3 protein-coding genes and 1 pseudogene are annotated in these 3,139 nt (G+C 67.6%); 3 read left to right on the forward strand and 1 reads right to left on the reverse strand.

The window, feature by feature from the left end:
• Positions 1–325: TetR/AcrR family transcriptional regulator (locus A5652_RS08430; protein WP_156745223.1), on the reverse strand; the 325-nt coding region annotated here is incomplete at its 3' end.
• A gap of 128 nt (positions 326–453) precedes the next feature.
• Between A5652_RS08430 and A5652_RS08435 the strand changes: the two genes are divergently transcribed.
• The 3 genes and pseudogenes from A5652_RS08435 to A5652_RS26565 all read left to right on the forward strand — a co-directional run.
• The gene (locus A5652_RS08435; RefSeq protein WP_067349122.1) at positions 454–1,077 is read left to right on the forward strand and encodes a TetR/AcrR family transcriptional regulator; all 624 of its coding nucleotides are present in this window, start codon (positions 454–456) and stop codon (positions 1,075–1,077) included.
• A gap of 79 nt (positions 1,078–1,156) precedes the next feature.
• Complete coding sequence (locus A5652_RS08440; RefSeq protein WP_067349117.1) at positions 1,157–2,956, forward strand: NAD(P)/FAD-dependent oxidoreductase; 1,800 nt, start codon at positions 1,157–1,159, stop codon at positions 2,954–2,956.
• Positions 2,953–3,139, forward strand: a pseudogene (locus A5652_RS26565) (NAD(P)/FAD-dependent oxidoreductase); the annotation flags it as partial. The gene A5652_RS08440 and the pseudogene A5652_RS26565, both read left to right, overlap by 4 nt.

Genomic DNA, 3,139 nt, shown 5'->3' on the forward strand with positions numbered 1-3,139 from the left:
ACTCGCGCATCAGCCGGCCCGATTCGTCGAGGACCGCTTCTAGTCGCGCGATCGCGCTGCCCGGGCGGGCGGCCGCCTGACGCAGTCGCGGGACCGCGACATCGGTCCGCGCCGCCACCGCGGCCTTCAACAGTTCTGACTTGTTCGGGAAGTAGTTGTAGAGGCTTGCACTGGTCACATTCGCGGTGCGGGCGATCTCACGAATCGTCGCGCGGGTATAGCCCGCCTCACCGACACAGCGCATCGCCGCGGCGATGATTCGCGCCCGGGTCTGCTCGCCGTCGGCGCCCACCGGGCGGCCCAGTTGCGGCGGAGTGACAGTCATGGTGCCTCGGGGGTTTGTCGGTCACGCACCGGGCACCTCCGCGCCAACAACAAATCGATCGTCCGATTATATTCAATTCGTCGGCGCCATCGGTCGGCGGACGGGATGCGATCAGTGGAGGCAGCACCGTGATTCGGACGCAGCGCGGGCGGCCGGTCGGTGCCAGTGGCGAAAAGACTCGCCAGCGGATCATCGTCGCCACCATGCGGTGCGTGGCCGCGGCGGGGTACGCGCGGGCAACGATTCGTGAGATCGCCCGCACCGCGAATGTGACCAGTGCAAGCCTCTACAACTACTTCCCGAACAAGTCCGAGTTGTTAGACGCCACCGTCAGCGAGATGGACCAGATCGCGCTTCCCAGGCTGCGGGCGGCCGCCCGCCCGGGCAGCGCGATCGCGCGACTAGAAGCGGTCCTCGACGAATCGGGCCGGCTGATGCGCGAGTACCCCGACCTGGCGGCGTTCGAGTGGGTGCTCCGGGCGGAGAACGCGATCGCCGTCGATGCCACGGCGGCGGGCGGGTTTAAGGCGTTCCGCGAAATCATCGACGGCATCGTCGAGGACGCTGTCCGCGAGGGCGGGCTCGCCGGCCGTGCCGACCGGGGTGGTGTTGCCGAGGCGATCTACGCGCTGATCTACGGCCTGACGGAGTTGGCGGCCACGCTGCCGCCCGAGGAGTATCACGCGGCGCTCGGGTCGGCGAGGCAACTGATCCGGGGCACGCTGCTTGCCCGAGGCACTAGCCCCAGGTAACCGACCAGCGGTGTGCCGCGCCCTTGATATGATCAAGCGATTGATTATAAGGTCGAGGCCACGAGAGGAACCCGAGGCCGTGACCGAGACCGTTGGGCAGGCGCTGGACGTCGACGCGCTGCGACGCAAGTACGCCGAAGAACGCGCGCGCCGTATCCGCGCGGACGGCATTGCACAGTACGTCGAGATGGCCGGCGCGTTCGCCCGATACGCCGACGACCCGTGGGTGGACGGGGAGCTGGTCCGCGAGCCGCTCACCGACGAGGTGGACGTCGCCATCGTCGGGGCGGGATTCGGCGGGCTGTTGACCGGGGCGCGGCTGCGACAGCTCGGCGTCGCACGCGTGAGGTTGATCGACCGGGCGGCCGACGTCGGCGGCACCTGGTATTGGAACCGCTATCCCGGAATCGCATGTGACGTCGAGTCGTACGTGTACATGCCCCTGCTCGAGGAGTTGGGGTACACCCCAACCGAAAAGTATGCGAAGGGCCCGGAGATCTTTGCGCATTGCCGGCGCATCGCCGAGCACTTCGACCTCTACCGTGACGCCTGCCTGCGGACCGAGGTGCGGGAAATCCGTTGGGATTCGGCCGGATCGCGCTGGATCATCCGCACCGACCGGGGCGACGAAATGCGCGCCAGGTTTGTCTCGATGGCCAACGGCTATCAGGCCAGACCGAAGTTGCCGGGTATCGAAGGACTCGGCGCCTTCCGCGGCCATGCGTTTCACACCAGCCGCTGGGATTATGCCTACACCGGAGAAAACCTGCAGAATTTGGCCGACAAGCGCGTCGGCATCATCGGAACGGGTGCCACGGCGATCCAGTGTGTACCGCACCTCGCCGCTGCCGCGCAGCGGCTCTACGTCTTTCAGCGCACCCCGTCCTCAGTGGACGTCCGGGCCAACCGCGCCACGGACCCGCAGTGGGCCAACACTTTACGGCCCGGCTGGCAGCGCGAGCGGATTCAGAACTTTCAGATCCTCACCGCCGGAGGCCAAGCCGACCAGGATCTGGTCGCCGACGCCTGGACGAGCATCACCCGCAAACTGCCGGTCATGCGTCAGAATCCGGACGACCTTTCCGATCCCGAACAGCTCGGCCGCGACATCGAGCTGGCCGACTTCGCCAAGATGGACGAGATCCGGGCGCGCGTCGCCGCGATCGTCTCCGATCCCGCCACCGCGGAGGCGCTCAAACCGTGGTACGGATACTTCTGCAAACGGCCCTGTTTCCACGACGAGTATCTGCAGACGTACAACCGGGACAACGTCACCCTGGTCGACACCCGGGGCCTCGGGGTGCAGCGCATCACCGAAACCGGTGCGGTGGTCGACGGCGTGGCCTACGAGCTCGACTGCCTCATCTTCGCAACGGGTTTCGAGGTGGGCACCGACTACTGCCGCCGCACCGGATTCGAGCTGATCGGCCGCGACGGCGTGTCGCTCTCCGAGCACTGGAACGACGGCGTGCGCACCTTCCAAGGCCTGTGCACGACCCGGTTCCCGAACTGCTTCATCGAAAGCATCGCCCAGGCCGGGTTGACGGTGAACTTCCCCTATCTGCTCGACGTGCAGGCCGGCCACGTCGCCTGGATCATCGCGACCGCACTCGCGCAAGACATCACCGAAATCGAGGCCGCGCCGGCCGCCGAAGCCGCCTGGGTCGACACGGTGGTGGCCCGGTCGGTGGCGAGCGCTGAGCGTGCCAAGACGTGTACGCCCGGCTACTACAACCGGGAAGGCAAGGCCGACGCCAAGACTCGGCAGGGCAGCTTCTTCTTCGGCGCACCCACCGAGTACGCCGACATTCTGCAGCAGTGGCGCGCCGACGGGGACCTGGAAGGCCTGCTGGTCCGCCGCGCCGGGGACGGACCGTGACGAGTCGAAAAGCACGACGGCTCTATGCCATTGGGCGGATTCGGGCGGCCACCCGGCGTCGGCGCGGACCGAAGGTGGCCATCATCGGCGCCGGCTTCGGCGGGCTCGGCGCGGCCGTCGCGCTGCGCCGCGCGGGCATCGACGATCTGGTGATCATCGAGGGCGGCGATGGCGTCGGCGGCA

Source organism: Mycobacterium sp. 1165178.9 (assembly GCF_001673555.1).
Classification (GTDB): Bacteria; Actinomycetota; Actinomycetes; order Mycobacteriales; family Mycobacteriaceae; genus Mycobacterium.